This is a genomic window from Methylocucumis oryzae (assembly GCF_000963695.1).
Taxonomy (GTDB): domain Bacteria; phylum Pseudomonadota; class Gammaproteobacteria; order Methylococcales; family Methylomonadaceae; genus Methylovulum; species Methylovulum oryzae.
Window position 1 is genome coordinate 1 of record NZ_LAJX01000089.1, and the last position, 17,326, is coordinate 17,326.

Below are 17,326 nucleotides of genomic sequence, written 5' to 3' on the forward strand. Positions count from 1 at the left end.
ACCAAAAGTTATCGATTGGCATAAAGAGCGTCAACATTTAGAGCGGCTGATTGCGCAAACGCCTTTTCATATCTCGCTGAATAAAAAAAGTTTCTAATCTTGCGGCTGGTGAGAAACAAAAAGTTGAAATTCTCAAACAATTATTTTTACAACCTGAAATTCTGATATTAGATGAACCGACATCGGTGTTAACCCCGCAAGAAGCCGATGAAGTTTTAACGATGCTGAAAGAGCGCACATTAAAGAGCCATCTTAGCGTTCTCATCATTACTCACAAGTTTTCGCGAAGTCATGAGTTTTGCCGATGATGTCAGCGTCTTGCGCCGTGGCAATATGGTTTATAGCGGTTCATTAGGCGCTAAAACTCCTGCTATGTTGGCCGAATTAATGATGGGGAACGAAGAAATAGCGCCTGCCAGTCTGCGTGAAGTTATCGCTAAAGGCGATATTCGCTTAAAAATAGACCAGTTGGTCGTTAATAACGACCAGAGTTCGATAGCGGTTGATACGCTTAGCTTAAAGGTTCATGCCGGGGAAATCGTCGGTATCGCGGGCGTTTCTGGTAATGGTCAACGTGAATTAGTCGAAGCACTTTCCGGTCAGCGTCAACCCGTTACTGGCAGCATTTGGGTTAGCGGACAACCTTATCTGGCGACGCGTGAGCAAATGGTGCGACATAAGGTTTTTTGTTTACCTGAAGAGCCATTGCGTAATGCTTGTGTGCCGCGCATGACACTCATTGAAAACTTAGCATTGCGGATTTTTGACCAACCGGCGTTTACGCGTTGGCGTTGGTTTATTAATCACGCCAAGCTAAAAAACTATGCGCTGGGTTTAATTGAGCGCTATCAGATAAAACCACCGTTACCTAAACGCCATCTTGAAACCTTATCGGGCGGTAATATTCAGCGCTTAGTGTTAGCGCGAGAAATTTCTGGCGCCGTAGCCTTATTAATTGTTGCTAATCCGTGCTTTGGGCTAGATTTTGCCGCAACGGCTGAAATCCGCAAACAATTGTTAGCGGCGCGTAACCTCGGTGTTGCGGTGTTACTTATTAGCGAGGACTTAGATGAATTACTAGAGCTTAGCGATAGAATTACTGTGATGTTTGAAGGACAGTTGCGCTATGAAGCTAGTATTACAGACGTCAATCTTGATGAAATCGGCCTAAAAATGGCAGGACACTGAGGAGTACTTATGCTCGACCCAACGCTTAACATGTCAAACAAATTCCCCGCCTTTGATATTTTTTCGCTACGAGAAGCTTATATAAATCGCGCTATTAGCGTCACGTCGGTTATCGATGAAGTCTTAAATCGGATTAAAATCTGCAAAGACTATAACGTATGGATTAGTCTACAATCCCCTGAGCGTCTATGGAGCCAAGCTAAGCAACTTGAGCAGCAAGACCCTAAGACATTACCATTGTATGGCATACCGTTTGCCGTCAAAGACAATATTGATTGCTATGGCTTGCCTACCACGGCAGCATGCCCTGGCTTTGCTTATCTGCCTGAAAAAACCGCATTTGTTGTACAGCGACTTATCGATGCGGGCGCTATTCTTATCGGCAAAACCAATATGGACCAATTTGCTACTGGGTTAACTGGAACGCGTTCACCCGATAGTTATGGCATTTGTAAAAATGCGTTAAATCCTGATTATATCTCCGGCGGCTCTAGCTCAGGCTCTGCGGTTGCCGTCGCATTAAACTTGGTCAGTTTTGCTTTAGGTACTGATACGGCAGGTTCTGGTCGTATTCCCGCTGCGTTCAATAACATCGTCGGCTTAAAACCTAGCCGTGGTTTGTTAAGCAGTGATGGTGTGGTGCCTGCTTGTCGGAGCCTAGATTGTGTTTCGTTGTTTTGCCAAACTTCAGCGCAAGCAGAATATATCTTTGCTTTAATCAATCAGGCAGATAGCAACGACATCTATGGCCGCGACAATCGAGCGTTAGCTGAGCCTTACTTGCCCAATTCAACTCGGCAATATCGTTTCGGTATCCCTAAACCGGAACAACTGAATTATTTTGGAGATGCAGAAAGCGGCGAATTATTTCAACGCGCCATTGAGTCGTTAAAACCGTTAGGCGAAGTGGTAGAGATTGATTTCCAACCTTTTCTGGATGCGGCTAGTTTGCTTTATGATGGGCCGTGGATTGCAGAACGTTACTCAGGGCTGCGCGAGTTCGTCGAATCTAACTCAAAACAAATTCATCCTGTCGTTTATCAAATACTATCTAACGCTAAGCAAAAAAATGCGATTGATACCTTTACGGCGTTACATCAGTTACAAGCGCTTAAACAGCAGACTTATAAATTATTAAGCGATTTATCGTGTATTGTCGTACCTACGGCACCTACGATTTATCGCATTGCTGAAGTCTTAGCCGAGCCTATTCGCCTGAACAGTCAGCTAGGTTATTATACTAATTATATGAATTTGCTGGATTTAAGCGCGTTAGCATTGCCATTTGGTTTTTATCGTAGCGGTTTACCTTTTGGCGTAACCTTATTCGCGCCAGCTTTGGCCGATTTACGCTTATTAAGCTTAGGGAAAATCATAGAGTCGAGTCAATCACCAAAATCCGTTGCGGTTAAAACCGCAGCCATTGACAGTGGTTATCGGCGCATTGCCGTTTGCGGCGCACACATGCAAGGTTTGCCATTAAATACACAATTGCAAACATTAGGCGGCAGATTTTTTGGTCGTATGCGTACAGCGCCTAATTATCGTATGTATCTGTTAACCGCAATACCCCCTGAGCGCCCTGGCTTATTCGAGATACTAACGCAGGACAAGCGATTGATTTAGAACTGTGGGATTTACCTAAAGCTCATTGGGCTGATTTTATCGCTAATATCAAAAGCCCATTGTGTATTGGCTCAGTAGAGTTAGAGAACGGAGACTGGGAATATGGGTTCTTATGTGAAAATTATCCATTAGGCAACGCCACAGAAATTACCCAGTTTTGGCGGTTGGCGGGCTTATTTATTTGCCAATCAAATGCCCTAGTCTCAGTCGATAAAGCGCACAGGCTTATGCCAATGAATTAAGGCTGAGCAACCGTCAGGGCTTTTTACGCTATGTTTAGAGCCTTGCGGGTTATAAACATAGCTGCCTGCAGGATAACTGCCGCGTTCATCTTGCTGCGAGCCGGACAGTACATAAATGTGTTCATCGCCGACATGTTCGTGCATAGGCACAGAAGCACCAGGCTCATAGTGAATAATGCCAACTTGGTAACCACTCTGTACATCTTGATATAGCATACGCAGCTTTACGCCTTCGCCTAATACTTGCCATGACTCTATCGGTTGAGTTGTGCTGGGTAATATACAGAAAGGGCTAGTATTGCTAGCATGGTTCATAGTGGTGGCTCCTACGGGTTATTCTTTTTAGCTGACGGGTCAAAAGGAAAAACAGTATTTTTACTCATACCCAAGCGTATCATCGTTAACATTTTGGCAAACTCCTCACTTTTTTTTAATATGCCGCATCATTTCATTTTTTGCCGCCGGTAAATCGCGTGCTAACAAATGTTGTAATATTCGATGATGCTCTTCATAGGTTTTAGCAATGCGCTCCTTATCGGTAAAATCTAAGCGTCTAACGATGCGTATGCGGTGGTTAATATCGCTTAATAATTTGAATAACGCGCGGTTACCCCCGCCTTCAGCCAGTTTAAGATGAAATGCTTCGTCTAAATTTGCTACTCGTTCTGCCTCTCCGTCTTCATCCTTAAAAGGATTAACTTCCCACTCCTTAGCTAGCGATTTTAACGCGTCATCCGACATATTGATGCAGGCAATTTCCAACGACAGCATCTCCAGATTAATGCGTATTTGATAATAATCTTTGAATTCATCTAAATCTATCGGACGGACAAAGCAGCCTTGCTTGGATCGGATGATAATCAGCTCTTCAGTTTCTAGGCGCTGCAAAGCTTCTCTAATCGGTGTTCTACTGACTTTAAAATAACCGGCTAATTCCGTTTCAGTCAGGCGGGAGTTCGGCTGAATTTCAAAATTTAAAATCATCTGCCGAAGTTCGGAATAGATGCTTTGCGCCACAGCGTTTTTTTCCAGTTGCCATGTAAGTCCTAGTGATAGCTTTGTTCGAATTGAGTCGGGGCGAAGTATAGCGTTTGAAAAGTATGCATAGTGTCCAGATGCATTTTTATCGAGTTGAAGTTAACAAAAGGCGCTTTATTACCGTTTAGAAAGCCATTAAGCACCAGAATACTTGGCACATTATGGGTTAATTTGGCTTGAAAAAAGTAGAGCAGCAACAAAAAACATCTTGCACCATAACCGGTATCGTAAAAATGAAGCAAAAAAACTAGCGAGTTAAGACAGGATTTTTAAGGTAAAAACCTGTTAGTTGATATTAATCTAAGTGGCAAGCTGCAAAAATATTACGTCAATTTACTAATGAATCATCTTATAGTTTAGTTTGAGCGGTAAGGTGATTAGAAACTATCGCTTACAGTCAGTTTTTAATGACTTCAAAATAAGCCATTACTCCGAGTTATTACGCCATACGTCATTTAACTTATGAGTCAAATGACGCATTGAGTAAATCTTGTATACAACAAATAATCACCCCCAGCCAATTGGCTACCTCCCGATATTGGGTGTGTTACCTCATTGATTCTTAGGGGCTTCATTATGAATAAAACAATCACATATCTCGCCGGTAAGCATGCCCGTGTTCTAGGGTCGGGCTTAGCTATAGCCATGCTTAGTGCCGTTGCAACATCTGTTTACGCCGGGGCGACATTTAAAATCGACGATACCAAGTGGATAAGCCTTGGTGCGGGTTTAAGAACCGGTTTTTCAAGTGCTGAAGATACCGTTGGTCGACCTGGAGAACCAAAATGGTCTACGAATTTTGGCTTACATAACCTCCGTTTATACATGAACGGGCAAATGCACAAATACGTTAAGTTCGAATTCAATACCGAGTGCGCAAATTGCGGTAGTGGTGGTGATATTCGTATTCTGGATGGTATCGCGCAATTTGAATTTAATCCTTTTGTAAACGTCTGGTTAGGCCGTCAGTTAGTGCCCGAGGGGCGTATTGAGATGAATGGTCCTTTTTACAGTGCGACCTACGAGCCTTTTAAAACACCGTTTGAAGCATCGGACTCCACGATACAACACGTGTTGCCAGGTCCTGATGCTGGGACGTTTGGCCGTGACGAAGGTATTAACCTTTGGGGGGCCGCGCTTGATGGTCATTTGAAATATGTATTCGGTGTCTTTCAAGGCTTAAAAGGCAGTAACTACACTACGGGTGGTGCAACTGCGAATGCTGATAATAACTTAATGTATGCCACGCGTATTGCTTACAACATTCTGAACGTCGAAAAAGCGCCGGGTTATTACACCGGAGGTACTGCCTACGGTGGTGATGGTGATGTACTGACAGTGGCGGGTTTTGCTCAATACCAAGAAGACGGCGCGGGAAGTTACACAAACCCAGGCAATGTGCTAATGGCAGGTGGCGACGTCAAATTTGAAAAAGTTATGCCAGACAAAGGAGTTATCACAGCTAATACTGAATATAAAAACTTTGGTATTGATTATTTAAATGGCGAACCTGCACCGGGCGGTGCCGATACGTTTTTACGTCGGTGGTGGTGGCGGTGGCTTAGTGAATGGCTTTCAAGGCGATTCTATTATCAGTAACCTAATGTACCTAATTCCGAAAAAAGTTTGGATTGGTCAATTCCAACCATACGTGATGTACACGCATGTTGAAACGCGGGCGGGCTATATCAGCGAACAAGGTCAAGACGAATACGAAGCTGGAGTTAACTACATTATTGACGGTCATAACGCCCGCGTATCGTTGTTGTGGCAAGGTGGTGATTTATCTGGCGGTGGCGGTATTTGGAATCCTGCGGCTAACGGCAATTTCGTTAATGCCATTAAGGTTGGCGTTCAACTACAAATTTAGTACGTCTTACGTTTAACACTCTTAAGGAATTAAAAACATGATAAATAAATTCGCAAAAAAACTGCTGTTAGCGCCAATAGCCGCAGCAGTGATGACGGTTATGTCAATGGCTCACGCCGAAGACACCATTAAAGTCGGCGTATTGCATTCTTTATCCGGCACAATGGCGATTAGCGAAACGACGTTAAAAGATACGATGTTGATGTTAATCGATCAGCAAAACAAAAAAGGCGGTTTGTTAGGCAAGAAGCTTGAAGCCGTTGTAGTAGACCCGGCGTCTAACTGGCCGTTATTTGCTGAAAAAGCGCGCGAATTGCTGACTAAAGATAAAGTGGCGGCTATTTTTGGTTGCTGGACCTCGGTATCGCGTAAATCAGTGTTACCAGTCATTGAAGAATTAAACGGTATTTTGTTTTATCCTGTGCAATATGAAGGTGAAGAGTCGTCAAAAAACGTGTTTTACACGGGCGCAGCACCTAACCAACAAGCGATTCCTGCCGTTGATTATTTAATGAACGATTTAGGCGTTTAAACGCTGGGTATTAGCCGGTACCGATTATGTTTATCCACGTACCACAAATAAAATCTTGGAAGCGTATTTAAAAGCCAAGAAAGTCAATAAAAAAGACATCATGATTAACTATACGCCATTCGGTCATTCAGATTGGCAAAGTATCGTTGCTGACATTAAGAAATTCGGCTCTACCGGTAAGAAAACAGCGGTGGTGTCAACCATTAATGGTGATGCTAACGTGCCGTTCTACAAAGAGCTAGGTAACCAAGGCATTAAAGCTGAAGACATTCCAGTTGTTGCGTTCTCAGTCGGTGAAGAGGAGTTATCTGGTATTGATACTAAGCCATTAGTTGGTCATTTAGCCGCATGGAATTATTTCATGAGCGTAGATACAACTAAAAATGCTGCGTTTATTAAAGATTGGAAAGAGTTTATTAAAAATCCAAAACGTGTAACCAATGACCCTATGGAAGCGCATTACATTGGCTTTAACATGTGGGTGAAAGCAGTAGAAAAAGCCGGTACTACAGATCCTGATGCGGTACAAAAAGCCATTATCGGTGTTGAGTTCCCAAATCTTACCGGCGGTACGTCAAAAATGTTGCCTAACCACCATATTAGCAAACCGGTATTAATTGGTGAGATTCAAGATGATGGTCAGTTTGTTACCGTTTGGCAAACTAATAAGCTAGTCGATGGTGATGCGTGGTCGGATTTCTTACCAGAAAGCAAACCTATCATTGCCGATTGGACACCGCCAATTAACTGCGGTAACTACAACACTAAAACCAAAAAATGCTCAGGTCAAAATTACTAAGTTGCTGAGTAATGCTGCGTAGGTTGGGTTAGCGAAGGAAGCTTAACCCAACATGTTTGCCACCATGTGTTGGGTTACGGCTAGCGCCTAACTTGTTTGTTATCATTATGTTGGGTTAGAGCTAGCGCCTAACCCAACCTATATCAGGTATTATTTATGAATTGCCGGTTACTCATACGCTATTGGCTGATATTAAGCTGTTTCTTTATGCCTGTATTGGGTTTAGCCAGTCAAAATCCCGAGGCTGATACTAAGTTAACGTCAGCATTATCAAAACTAGCTCAAGGCAGTATGGCTGAGCGCGAGCAAGTGTTCGTCGAATTAACCGCGCTTAACGATCAACGGTTATTGCCTATTTTACAAGCCTTGTTAGATGGCAAGTTGTTAGTGCGTAAAAGCGACCAAAAAAGTCGTGGTGGGGCAGCCTTTAGAGCAAGATTATCAAGTCACCGATGCGGTAACAGGTGACGGTTTAGGCGTGGTTGTACACGATCAAGCCAGTAAAATTAGTTTAACGAATAAATTGCGCAGTCAGCTACGCCGTATGATTAACCGCTTGCAATTAGGCGCTGACGACGTGTCACAACGCTTAGCGGCAATTAACGACATGGTTAAGGAAGCTGATGAACAAGCGTTAGAGTTATTAAAACAACGTGCCAGTGTTGAACAAAATGCCGATGTGTTAAAGGCTATTCAATTGGTGTTGTTGTTACAAGATTTAGACAGTGATGATAAGTCGTTGCGAATTCAAGCGATTGAATCACTTAAAAGTTATAACAGCCAAGAAGTTGTTAATCGGTTAAATGCCTTGGTTGAACAAGATGAAAACGGTGAGTTTAGCGAAGCCGACAGCGATATTCGTAATTTCGCTGCTGCGGCATTAGCCAATATTAACCATAGAATTCAATTGTATGCCGGCATAGAAACGGTATTTTTTGGCTTAAGTTTAGGCGCTGTATTGGTACTAGCCGCGATTGGGCTTGCGATTACCTTTGGTGTTATGGGGATTATCAATATGGCGCATGGTGAGTTAATGATGTTAGGTGCGTATACCACGTATGTCATTCAACAGTTAATGCCTAATCAGCTTGGCTGGTCGATTATCTTAGCGATTCCCTGTGCTTTTGTGATTTCAGCATTGGTTGGTATTGCGATTGAGCGTGGCATTATTCGGTTTTTATATGGCAGACCGTTGGAAACCTTATTGGCGACATTTGGTGTCAGTTTAGTTTTACAGCAAGCCGTTAGAAGCATTTTTTCCCCGTTAAACCGTAGCGTATCTACGCCCGAATGGATGAGTGGCTCGTTTAGAATTAATGACTTTTTGTCATTAACGTGGAATCGCTTTTATATCTTGTTGTTTTGTTTAATGGTATTTGTTGCGCTATTACAAATCTTAAAACGTACTCGTTTAGGCTTAGAAGTGCGGGCTGTTGCGCAAAATCGGCGTATGGCGAAAGCCATGGGTATTCCAACCGATAGCGTTGATGCATTGACGTTTGGCTTAGGCTCAGGGATTGCCGGTGTTGCAGGGGTTGCGCTAAGTCAAATTACTAATGTAGGGCCTAATCTTGGTCAAGCTTATATTGTCGATTCGTTTATGGTCGTGGTATTTGGCGGTGTGGGTAATTTATTAGGTACGTTAGTGGCGGGATTTTCGCTAGGTATTGCCAATAAATTCTTAGAGCCTTTTGCCGGGGCGGTATTGGCTAAGATTTTAGTGCTGGTGTTTATTATTTTATTTATCCAGAAAAGGCCACGTGGTTTATTTCCACAAAAAGGCAGAGCGGCAGATTCTTAAAAACCGGCTACAGACTTAGTCGAGACAGGTCGTTCAGAGAGAAGGACGCCGTAAATACGTCCCTGGAGGCTTGGTGGCAGCATCCCTGCTGCCAACACCTTCTCTCTAAACGCCCTGTCCCGACTTGGTATTGTCCCGTCTAAATGCATAGCCTAAAAACTTAAGGATTGATTATGAATTTACTAAACTTTGCCCGGCAGGATACGCTTCGTGCGGCGGTATTAGCCAGCTTAGCGCTGATTACTCTTTTAGTGCCGGCGCTTAATATGTTAACCGCTGTTGATTCGCCGCTGCATTTTTCAACCTATACTGTATCGTTATTAGGTAAGTATTTTACTTTTGCGTTACTGGGCTTGTCGTTGGATTTAGTGTGGGGGTATTGCGGTATTTTAGCGTTAGGTCATGGCGCGTTTTTTCGCGTTTAGGCGGTTACGCGATGGGTATGTATTTAATGCGACAAATCGGTACGCGTGGCGTGTATGGCGACCCTGTGTTACCTGATTTTATGGTGTTTTTAAATTGGAAAGAGCTGCCGTGGTATTGGTTTGGCTTTGACAATTTTAGCTATGCGTTATTAATGATGGTGTTAGCGCCAGGTGGGTTAGCGTTTATTTTTGGCTGGCTAGCATTTCGTTCTCGCGTCACCGGCGTGTATTTATCGATTATTACCCAAGCGTTGACGTATGCGTTATTACTAGCGTTTTTCCGTAATGAAATGGGCTTTGGTGGTAACAATGGTTTAACCGATTTTAAAGACATTTTAGGCTTTAATATTCAATCGGATAATGTTCGTTCGCTATTGTTGTTGCTATCAGGTATCGCGCTTATCGGCGGTTTTTGGCTGTGTCATTGGGTCGTCAATACGAAGTTAGGACGCGTGGTGACAGCGATACGTGATCAAGAATCACGGGTACGCTTTTTAGGTTATAGAGTCGAACTATTCAAATTATGGGTGTTTGTGTTTGCCGCGATGTTAGCCGGTATCGCCGGTGCGTTATATGTGCCACAAGTAGGCATTATTAACCCTAGTGAGTTTTCACCGTTAAATTCGTTGGAAATCGTTATTTGGGTGGCGATAGGTGGGCGTGGCACGTTATATGGAGCCATTTTAGGGGCTATCTTAGTGAATTACAGCAAAACCATGTTGACGGGGTTATTGCCTGATGCCTGGTTATTCATTTTAGGCGGCTTGTTTATTGGCGTGACGTTATTATTGCCTAATGGCATCGTCGGCTTACTGAAACGCAACAGACAGGAGCGTTCCGCATGATGACGCAAGCGATGAGAAGCATTAATAGCGCGCCGATTGAAGGCGTTGATAGCAGCAGCCATTTATATGTCGAAGGCTTAGATACTCGGCATGGTACGGTTTTGTATTTAGAAGATGTTAGCGTTAGTTTCGACGGTTTTAAGGCATTAAATAAATTATCGTTGTATATAGCGGCAGGTGAGTTGCGCTGCTTAATCGGCCCAAATGGCGCCGGTAAAACCACATTAATGGATGTGATTACCGGTAAAACGCGGCCAGATACCGGCTCGGTGTTTTTTGGTCAAACCATTAATTTATTAGCTATGGACGAACCGGCTATTGCGCAAGCGGGGATTTGTCGTAAATTTCAAAAACCTAGCGTTTTTGATGCACTCACTGTATTTGAAAACTTGGAACTGGCATTAACGACGAATAAAAGCCCTTGGGCTACGTTGATGTTCAAATTATCGCCTAGTCAGCGGGATAGAATCGACGAGGTACTGACTACGATAGGCTTAAGCGCACAAGCGAAACAACGTGCCGGTATTTTGTCGCACGGTCAAAAACAATGGCTGGAAATCGGTATGTTATTAATGCAAGACCCGAAAGTGATGTTGGTTGATGAGCCGATTGCCGGTATGACGCATCAAGAAATTGAACGGACTGCGGAATTGCTTTTGTCGCTACAAGGAGAGCGCTCGTTAGTCGTGGTCGAGCATGATATGGAGTTTGTCCGTTCTATTGCGCGTAAAGTCACGGTCTTACATGAAGGTAGCGTGTTAACCGAAGGCACCATGGATGAAGTGCAAAACGACCCGCGCGTGATTCAAGTGTATTTGGGGGGATGATGTTAACGATTAACGCATTAGAGCAGTATTACGGCGAAAGCCATACCTTATGGGACTTAAGCTTAGACGTGCCTAAAGGTTCGTGTCTATGTTTAATGGGGCGTAACGGTGTCGGCAAAACGACTTTATTAAAAGCGGTCATGGGGCTTATTCCCGTGCGTAGCGGCAGTATTCGCTTTGATGGCGAAGCGTTAGCCTTTGCCAAACCTGAGTTACGCGCTGGGTTAGGTATAGGTTATGTGCCTCAAGGCCGAGAAATTTTTCCGTTATTAACGGTAGAAGAGAATCTTAAAATTGGTTTACGTGCCGCCAAACGGTTGGGTATTAAAAAAATCCCCGACCATATTTTTGATATTTTCCCTGTCTTAAAACAAATGCTTAACCGGCGCGGCGGTGATTTATCGGGTGGGCAACAGCAACAGCTCGCCATAGGCCGGGCTTTGGTGTTAAATCCTAAGCTATTAATTTTAGACGAGCCTACTGAAGGTATACAGCCCAATATCGTTAGCGAAATCGGCGATGTCATTATTCGTTTAAATCGCGCTCGTGGTATTGCGACCCCTAAAGTTAATACGGCTGCCGTAGGGGAAGTGCATCAAGCGATTAGCATGATTAATCGCGATTTAGGAGTGACCGTGCTATTAGTCGAGCAAAAATTGCCGTTTGCGCGTAAAGTGGCTGATAAATTTTGTATTATGGATAGAGGTCGTACCGTTGCCACCGGCGCTATGGGTGAGCTAACCGATGCGATGGTAAAACGTTATTTGACGGTTTAATTTTAGCTAAAACTACGCTAAAACAAAAAGGTGATGATAGTGTTGTAGGGTGCGCTGTGCGCACCTTTTTCATTGATTTTTAATGGTGTTTATAAAGGTGCGCACAGCGCACCCTACCTATTATCTAAAAATCGAAAAGCTGAATAATTACGCTAAAACAAAAAGGTGACGATAGCTTTTAAGCGGGCGTGAGTAATGACTGGTAACGCTAACATAGTGCTGAGATTGTTAAGCGCGGGGTCGTAAGCATTGGCTTGACCGCCGGTAATAATAGGCATACCGGTTAACCAAACCCGGCCTAACGCACCTTCGCCTTTGTGTACGCTTATCGTTTCAAACAATTGCGCGAGTTCATTGTTTTCTTTGCTATAACCTTGTTGGCAAATTAACGACTGACCGTTAGCATCCGGTGTCCAGATTTGAATGCGCTTGGCTATCGGTGTGGCTTTAGCCGATAAGAAGGTCATAACATAAGTATTATCAGCATGTTCTGAAATAGGAATGCCTAAGCAGGTCGTGATACCGGCGTGTTGAGCTTCGACACCACGAACAAATAATTCAGGCTGGCCTATGTCTTCGATGAGCATAGGCATACCTGATTGCCATACTTGCCCCGGAATACCTTGGCCTTTCGTCATACCGAGTTGTCTTGAGAGTTGCTCGAAATGCTGTAACGTGCCGTAATAACCATCGATGACGTTTAAGTTGTCTGGCTGTTGGGTGTTGCCCCAGACTTCAATCGCACCCGCATGGTCATTATCGTCACCACATAAAAACACCACGACAGCTAATAAGAATTCGCCAGAAAAAATAGGTATGGCAATGCCACAGGTTAACCCCGCTTTTTGTGCAGCGGCGGTGCGTTTAAAATACGAATGCTCGAAGTCTTTTAACACGATAGGATGGCCTTGCGCCCAGGCTTTACCCGGTAAACCTTCATTATAGGCAAAGCGTTGTTGCTCACTTGCATGTTTGAAATCAGTAAGCGCACCGTATAAGCCGGAACCAAATTCTAATTGGGTGCGGGTTTTATCAGGAATCCATATTTCAGTGACTTTTATAAATGTTTTCATCGGGTCAGCCATTATTTTAATAACTCAGCCATGGCAATTACGTTTCTAGCCATTTCGCCTAAGGTAATATTTCTATCCATTGCCAGTTTTCTTAAGGTGTGATAAGCCTCATCTTCAGTAAAATTTCGCGTTTTAATTAGAATGGCTTTTGCGCGGTCGATTTGTTTGCGATCTTCAAGTTGTACCCGCACATCGTCTAAAGCGGTTTTTAACTGTTGTTGTTGCTTAAATCGGGCTAGAGCTATTTGTAGCGTCGATGTCAACGTTGCTAGGTTGGTAGGCGAGAGGTTTAACTCGGCAACATCCGCTTTAATGAGCTGTTGAATCGTGTCTAATTTGTCATCTTGAGTAAACACCACCACAGGTAACGGTGAATGCTGATTGAGCTTGGCTAAATCAGCGATGAGCTTGTCGCTGATGCTCTCTTGATGAATCATGATTAAATCGGGTTCGGCTTGTTTAACCAACGCTAACAGGTTTACGCTATCATTAAAGGCTTGGAATTTTAGTTTTAAACGAGATAGCTCGTTTTCTAATAGCGCAAGCGGTTTTTGCTCTATCAACAATAGATTTAACTTATTCAGTTGCATAGCTTGGTTGGTTTAGTAGATTCGTTATCGGAATTCCTGATTTTGCTGTATTTTAGCAGAAAACCGCTCCTGAGTTTTCTGCATTCACTACATCCCTGTAGTTTAACGCTTTTCCATTGTACGGATATGCTGAAGTCTTTATCAGTACACCATTAATCGGGTTATGCACTTAATACGGGACAATACTAAGTAGGGTCAGGGTGTTTAGAGCGCGGGTGTTGGCAGCAGGGATGCTGCCACCAAGCCTACAGGGATGTATTTACGGCGTCCCTCGCTCTGAATGTCCTGGCCCTGCTTAAGTTGTTAGCCACTTATCGACATTATTTTGGGTTTAGAACATCATGCAACCAGGATGGCAAGCACAGTTACAATTAGGTTTTGCGGCTAGATACGGAAAAACCATATTAACTCAACGTCGACATAACGGTCCGTTGACCCTACAACGGCCTTTTTATCCAGAAGGCGAGGTTTGTCATGTGTATTTATTGCATCCGCCCGGCGGTGTTGTTGCGGGCGATCAATTGCTAATCAAAGCTCATGCCGAAACCGAGAGTGCCGCTTTAATTACCACGCCTGCCGCAACTAAGTTTTATCGTAGCGAAGGTCTTGTGGCTCAGCAAACCACCAGGTTAAGCGTAGCGGTCGGTGCGAGCATGGAATGGCTGCCGCAGGAGACGATTATTTATCAAGGCGCACAAGTGAGCTGTGATAATTATATAGACTTAGCTCAGGGCGCGCGTTTTATCGGCTGGGAACAGTTGGCTTTAGGGCGTCCTGCCGCAGATGAAGGGTTTGCTCAAGGTTCGGTCACGATGAACTGGCATATTCGGCGCGATAACGAACTGTTATATCGAGAGCGATTAGTCATTACTCCAGAATCTTTTGCTGCTAACTGGGGCTTACAAGGTCAATCGGCGTGTGCTACGTTGTTTGCTTATCCAGCAACACCACATGAGCTACATCGCGTACAAGCGCTAATGGATACTCAGTCAGGGTATGGCGTGACGTTAATCGACGAGCTATTAATTTGTCGTGCATTAGCTGCGCGAGCTGATAGCCTACGCGCTTTTTATCAACGCCTATGGCAAGTATTGCGGCCGAATATTATGCAGCGCCAACCTTGTGCGCCGCGAATTTGGTTTACTTAAGTTACATTTAAGGCTAGGCACTTTAGTTGGAATAGGGTATTCAGGGCGCAGGGCGCCGTGAATACATCCCTGTAGGCTTGGCGGCAGCATCCCTGCTGCCAACACCTGCACTCTGAATACCCTGTCCCACTTTATGTTAGTAGCCGTTACATTTATATTCAAGAAAGCTATTGTGGAGGCATTATGCAGTTAACCAGCCATGAGAAAGATAAGTTATTACTATTTACGGCTGCATTATTAGCTGAGCGGCGAAAAAATCGGGGTGTCAAATTAAATTATCCCGAAACGGTGGCCTATATTTCTGCTGCCATTATGGAAGGCGCGCGCGATGGTCGCACCGTTGCTGAATTAATGGAGTATGGCCGCACGTTATTAACCCGCGCAGATGTTATGGAAGGTATCGCCGAGATGTTACCTGACGTGCAGGTTGAAGCCACATTTCCTGATGGCACTAAATTGGTCACAGTACACAACCCTATTAGCTGATAAGGAGTTTCCATGATACCCGGTGAAATTATTCCCGCAAGCGGTGACATTGAGTTAAATCAGAACCTACAAACCTTGGTGTTAATGGTTGCCAATACCGGCGACCGCCCTATACAAGTCGGCTCGCATTACCATTTTTATGAAACCAATCCTGCACTGCACTTTGAAAGAGCCTTGGCTTTAGGTTTTCGCTTAGATATTCCGGCCGGTACGGCAGTGCGTTTTGAACCTGGCCAACAACGTGAAATTCAATTAGTCCGCTATGGTGGTTTACAACGCGTGTATGGCTTTAGACAAGCCGTTATGGGTGAATTAAACGCTGAGTTAAAGGAGGCACAATGAGCAGAATCAGTAGACAAGCCTATGCCGATATGTTCGGCCCAACGACGGGTGACAAAGTACGTTTAGCGGATACCGATTTATGGTTACAAGTCGAAGCGGATCACACGGTTTATGGCGATGAGGTGAAATTTGGCGGTGGCAAAGTAATTCGTGATGGCATGGGGCAAAGCCAAGTCGATAATCAGACCGCGATGGATTTAGTCATTACCAATGCGCTCATCATCGACTATTGGGGAATTATCAAAGCCGACGTAGGGGTAAAACATGGGCGTATTGCTGCGATAGGTAAAGCCGGTAATCCTGATGTGCAAAATGGCGTTGATATTATCATAGGACCCGGCACAGAAATTATCGCTGGCGAAGGTCATATTTTGACCGCAGGCGGTATTGATGCGCATATCCATTTCATTTGTCCACAACAAGTTGAAGTGGCATTAAACTCTGGCGTGACGACAATGATTGGTGGTGGTACCGGCCCTGCTACCGGAACTAATGCCACGACATGTACGCCAGGCCCTTGGTATATCGAGCAAATGTTGCGTGCTTTAGATGGTTTGCCCATGAATTTTGGTTTACTAGGTAAAGGTAATGCTAGTTTACCCGGCGGCTTAGAAGAGCAAATTCAGGCCGGTGCGATGGGTTTAAAACTGCATGAAGATTGGGGGACAACGCCTGCCGCGATTGATTGTTGTTTAAGCGTCGCCGAGCGTTTTGATGTGCAAATTGCGATTCATACTGACACATTAAACGAATCCGGCTTTGTTGAAGATACCATCGCCGCGTTTAAAGGCCGGACGATTCATACTTATCATACGGAAGGTGCGGGTGGTGGTCATGCGCCGGATATTATCAAAGCCTGTGGTTTAGCCAATGTGCTACCGTCTTCGACTAATCCCACCCGGCCTTATACGGTCAATACCATCGATGAGCATTTAGACATGCTCATGGTCTGTCACCATTTAGACCCGAGTATTCCTGAAGATATAGCGTTTGCCGAATCGAGAATACGCCGTGAAACCATTGCTGCTGAAGATATTTTGCATGACTTAGGCGCGTTCTCAATGATTTCATCAGATTCGCAAGCGATGGGACGCGTCGGTGAAGTGGTTATTCGCACCTGGCAAACGGCGCATAAAATGAAATGTCAGCGCGGTGCATTAACCGAAGATAGTAGCGAAAATGATAATTTCCGCATCAAACGTTATATCGCTAAATACACGATAAACCCAGCGCTGAGTCATGGTATTGCCCATGAAGTGGGTTCTATCGAAGTCGGAAAATTAGCCGATTTAGTGTTATGGCAACCGGCGTTTTTTGGCGTTAAACCGAGTTTGGTGTTAAAAGGCGGTGTCATTGCTGCCGCTGCAATGGGTGATGCTAATGCGTCAATTCCTACACCTCAGCCTGTGCATTATCGGCCGATGTTTGGCTCATTGGGTGCGACAGCAGCCGCGACTTCAATGATGTTCTTATCGCAAGCAGCTGTTAAAAACGGCGTTGCTGACGCATTAAAACTGGGTAAGCGTATTGGCGTGGTGCAAAATACCCGTACGATTAGCAAAAAAGACTTAATCCACAACCATTATCAACCGGTGATGGAGGTCGATCCACAAACCTATGCGGTGCGCGCCGATGGTATGTTGTTAACCTGTGAGCCATTAGCAATACTGCCAATGGCACAGCGGTATTTTTTATTTTAGACAAATAGCATCTCTTAA

16 protein-coding genes and 3 pseudogenes are annotated in these 17,326 nt (G+C 44.3%); 15 read left to right on the forward strand and 4 right to left on the reverse strand.

Features of this window, described 5'->3' with window-relative positions:
- Positions 1 to 128 precede the first annotated feature (128 nt).
- The 3 genes from VZ94_RS28630 to atzF are packed head-to-tail and all read left to right on the forward strand — an operon-like array spanning position 129 to position 2,814.
- The gene (locus VZ94_RS28630) at positions 129 to 308 is read left to right on the forward strand and encodes a hypothetical protein (protein WP_239649798.1); all 180 of its coding nucleotides are present in this window, start codon (positions 129 to 131) and stop codon (positions 306 to 308) included.
- Positions 292 to 1,188 carry an ATP-binding cassette domain-containing protein gene (locus VZ94_RS09115; protein WP_052700380.1) on the forward strand — a complete coding sequence of 299 codons (897 nt, stop codon included), beginning with the start codon at positions 292 to 294 and terminating at the stop codon, positions 1,186 to 1,188. The genes VZ94_RS28630 and VZ94_RS09115 overlap by 17 nt, the downstream gene beginning before the upstream one ends.
- 9 nt (positions 1,189 to 1,197) lie before the next feature.
- Complete coding sequence (gene atzF, locus VZ94_RS09120) at positions 1,198 to 2,814, forward strand: allophanate hydrolase (protein ID WP_239649791.1); 1,617 nt, start codon at positions 1,198 to 1,200, stop codon at positions 2,812 to 2,814.
- A 203-nt stretch (positions 2,815 to 3,017) separates the two neighbouring features.
- Here the strand turns inward: atzF and VZ94_RS09125 are convergent, their stop codons facing one another.
- Together VZ94_RS09125 and VZ94_RS09130 are read right to left on the reverse strand one after the other, a co-directional pair.
- Entirely contained in the window at positions 3,018 to 3,371 is a 354-nt protein-coding gene (locus VZ94_RS09125) for a cupin domain-containing protein (RefSeq protein WP_082081513.1), read from the reverse strand.
- A gap of 105 nt (positions 3,372 to 3,476) precedes the next feature.
- The gene (locus tag VZ94_RS09130) at positions 3,477 to 4,073 is read right to left on the reverse strand and encodes a GntR family transcriptional regulator (protein WP_239649792.1); all 597 of its coding nucleotides are present in this window, start codon (positions 4,071 to 4,073) and stop codon (positions 3,477 to 3,479) included.
- A 597-nt stretch (positions 4,074 to 4,670) separates the two neighbouring features.
- On the opposite strand from VZ94_RS09130, the gene VZ94_RS09135 reads away from it, so the two are divergent.
- The 8 genes and pseudogenes from VZ94_RS09135 to VZ94_RS09160 all read left to right on the forward strand — a co-directional run bounded on the left by VZ94_RS09135 (position 4,671) and on the right by VZ94_RS09160 (position 11,969).
- Positions 4,671 to 5,693, forward strand: a complete 1,023-nt coding sequence (locus VZ94_RS09135; RefSeq protein ID WP_052700381.1) for a hypothetical protein — start codon at positions 4,671 to 4,673, stop codon at positions 5,691 to 5,693.
- Between the two features lie 55 nt (positions 5,694 to 5,748).
- Positions 5,749 to 5,964: a hypothetical protein gene (locus VZ94_RS28635; protein WP_239649793.1), complete on the forward strand. Its 216-nt coding sequence runs from the start codon at positions 5,749 to 5,751 to the stop codon at positions 5,962 to 5,964.
- Between the two features lie 91 nt (positions 5,965 to 6,055).
- Positions 6,056 to 7,295: pseudogene (urtA, locus tag VZ94_RS09140) on the forward strand (urea ABC transporter substrate-binding protein).
- A 156-nt stretch (positions 7,296 to 7,451) separates the two neighbouring features.
- Positions 7,452 to 7,763, forward strand: a complete 312-nt coding sequence (locus VZ94_RS28640; RefSeq protein WP_239649794.1) for a hypothetical protein — start codon at positions 7,452 to 7,454, stop codon at positions 7,761 to 7,763.
- Positions 7,708 to 9,096: an urea ABC transporter permease subunit UrtB gene (urtB, locus tag VZ94_RS09145; protein WP_239649795.1), complete on the forward strand. Its 1,389-nt coding sequence runs from the start codon at positions 7,708 to 7,710 to the stop codon at positions 9,094 to 9,096. The genes VZ94_RS28640 and urtB overlap by 56 nt, the downstream gene beginning before the upstream one ends.
- Before the next feature lie 173 nt (positions 9,097 to 9,269).
- Positions 9,270 to 10,366 (forward strand): annotated as a pseudogene (gene urtC / locus VZ94_RS09150) (urea ABC transporter permease subunit UrtC).
- Positions 10,367 to 10,377: 11 nt separating this feature from the next.
- Complete coding sequence (gene urtD, locus VZ94_RS09155; RefSeq protein ID WP_192828615.1) at positions 10,378 to 11,193, forward strand: urea ABC transporter ATP-binding protein UrtD; 816 nt, start codon at positions 10,378 to 10,380, stop codon at positions 11,191 to 11,193.
- Positions 11,193 to 11,969 (forward strand): ABC transporter ATP-binding protein, encoded by a 777-nt coding sequence (locus VZ94_RS09160; protein WP_045778997.1) that lies wholly within the window; start codon positions 11,193 to 11,195, stop codon positions 11,967 to 11,969. The genes urtD and VZ94_RS09160 overlap by 1 nt, the downstream gene beginning before the upstream one ends.
- A gap of 782 nt (positions 11,970 to 12,751) precedes the next feature.
- Here VZ94_RS09160 and VZ94_RS33210 read toward each other — a convergent pair.
- Positions 12,752 to 13,054 (reverse strand): annotated as a pseudogene (locus VZ94_RS33210) (GAF domain-containing protein); the annotation flags it as partial.
- Positions 13,054 to 13,632 carry an ANTAR domain-containing response regulator gene (locus tag VZ94_RS09170; protein ID WP_045778990.1) on the reverse strand — a complete coding sequence of 193 codons (579 nt, stop codon included), beginning with the start codon at positions 13,630 to 13,632 and terminating at the stop codon, positions 13,054 to 13,056. The gene VZ94_RS09170 and the pseudogene VZ94_RS33210, both read right to left, overlap by 1 nt.
- A 341-nt stretch (positions 13,633 to 13,973) precedes the next feature.
- On the opposite strand from VZ94_RS09170, the gene VZ94_RS09175 reads away from it, so the two are divergent.
- The 4 genes from VZ94_RS09175 to ureC all read left to right on the forward strand — a co-directional run bounded on the left by VZ94_RS09175 (position 13,974) and on the right by ureC (position 17,308).
- A complete protein-coding gene (locus tag VZ94_RS09175) occupies positions 13,974 to 14,780 on the forward strand; it encodes an urease accessory protein UreD (protein WP_045778991.1) in 807 nt (268 codons plus the stop codon).
- Between the two features lie 183 nt (positions 14,781 to 14,963).
- Complete coding sequence (gene ureA / locus VZ94_RS09180) at positions 14,964 to 15,266, forward strand: urease subunit gamma (RefSeq protein WP_045778992.1); 303 nt, start codon at positions 14,964 to 14,966, stop codon at positions 15,264 to 15,266.
- Positions 15,267 to 15,278: 12 nt separating this feature from the next.
- Positions 15,279 to 15,608 carry an urease subunit beta gene (locus VZ94_RS09185; RefSeq protein ID WP_045778993.1) on the forward strand — a complete coding sequence of 110 codons (330 nt, stop codon included), beginning with the start codon at positions 15,279 to 15,281 and terminating at the stop codon, positions 15,606 to 15,608.
- Positions 15,605 to 17,308, forward strand: a complete 1,704-nt coding sequence (ureC, locus tag VZ94_RS09190; RefSeq protein ID WP_045778994.1) for an urease subunit alpha — start codon at positions 15,605 to 15,607, stop codon at positions 17,306 to 17,308. The genes VZ94_RS09185 and ureC overlap by 4 nt, the downstream gene beginning before the upstream one ends.
- Positions 17,309 to 17,326: the final 18 nt, after the last annotated feature.